Genomic DNA, 1,504 nt, shown 5'->3' with positions numbered 1-1,504 from the left:
GTACGTATTCAGCTTGGGGTAGCCGTTTGGGGCAACCACGGCCCGGTGGTGAATAGTTGCTTGAGCACGTCGAGGGCGTCCATGCCGTGCTTGGCGGCAGTGGACAGGTAAGAACGCAGGGTGGCGAAGTCGGTCAGTCCTTGCAGGGTGCGCCAGGTCGCGGAGATCTTCTGTTGGAGCTTGACCGGGCGTAGATCGCGTTCTGCCTGGTTGTTCGTGAACGGCACGGTCAGATCGACGGTGAACCGCAGGATCATGTCGCGGTGCGTGGCGAAACGTTCGACCAGCGTGCCGGCCCGCGGCAGCTTGCCTTCCCGGTCGGGCGGGTTCTGCTCGCGGCCGTAGGCGACCGCCCCGGCGTAGCAGGCCCGGATGTGGCTGACCTCATCCGCGGTGAGCGCGGTACGGCCGGCGGCGACGGCCTGCTCGGTCAGTTGTTTGGCCATCAGCAGGGTGCCGGCCATCACCTCGGCCCATTCCTGGCCGGCTGGATCCTGCTCGTGCACGCCGCGCAGGTCGCGGATCAGGTGCGCCCCGCACCAGGCGTGCTCGGCCTCGGTCAGGTGCTGGTAGGCGGCGTAGCCGTCGCGGACCAGGGTGCCGGTGAACCCGGGCAGCACCCCACCGGCGTCGATGTCGGCCTTGGCGCGGCCCCCGACGTGGAACAACGTCAACGCGGGCGTGCAGGCCACGTGCACGTACTTGAACCCGCCGCCGAGCCGGGCCGGAGTCTCGTCGGCATGCAGCACCTGCTCGGTGTGCAGCAGCACGGCCAGGTGCGAGACGAACGGGCCCAGCCGGCGCGCCGCCTCGGCCACCACCTGGTGCACGAACCCGACCGACACCCGCACCCCGAGCAGATCGCCCATCAGCGCGGCGGCCCGCCCGTACGGCAGGAACTGCGCCGCCCGGGCATACACGGCGGCAGCCTTGACGCCTGTGCCGTACTGCACCCGGCCGGACACCCCGTGCGGCACCGCCGGCTCGCTGACCTGCCCACACCCGGCACACTGCACCGCAACGAGCCGGTGTTCGGTGACCTGCGGCCGGCGTTCGGGCAGCTCCACCACCTGCCGGCGCTGCCGCCCGTACTCGCGACCATCGGCCAGCCCTGCCCCACAGGCCGGGTTGACGCACCGCTGCGGCCGATGCTCCACCACCTGATCCGGGTCCGCCACCAGCTCCAGCGTCGATCCCGGCGCACCCGGCTGCTTACCCCGCCGCCTACCACTGCTCTTACTCTCGCCCGGCTGCGCGCGCGGCCTCGCCAGCCCATCAGACGACGGCGGTTTGGACGAGTTCGACGAGTTCAACCCCAGCCGGCGCCGCAGTTCCACGTTCTCGGCTTCCAGCCGATCCACCCGTTCCCGCAGCTCAACCAGCATCGCCAACAGCTCCTCGTACGAGGGCGGGACCTGCGGGACGGGCGACACACCATGATCATGCCAGCCGATCAACCAGAGTGGACCACCGGCCGCCGACTCACCTCAAGCTGAATACGTAC

General features: G+C 70.0%; 1 protein-coding gene. It reads right to left on the bottom strand.

The features are described from left to right. Nucleotides 1–8: 8 nt before the first annotated feature. On the bottom strand, nucleotides 9–1,433 hold the full coding sequence (gene tnpC / locus IEY61_RS30820) for an IS66 family transposase (protein WP_189050856.1): 1,425 nt from the start codon (nucleotides 1,431–1,433) through the stop codon (nucleotides 9–11). Nucleotides 1,434–1,504: the final 71 nt, after the last annotated feature.

Source organism: Micromonospora sonchi, from assembly GCF_014646235.1.
GTDB lineage: Bacteria > Actinomycetota > Actinomycetes > Mycobacteriales > Micromonosporaceae > Micromonospora > Micromonospora sonchi.
The sequence above is the reverse complement of the archived record's forward strand: the minus strand, read 5'-3'. Positions and strand labels throughout refer to the sequence as shown.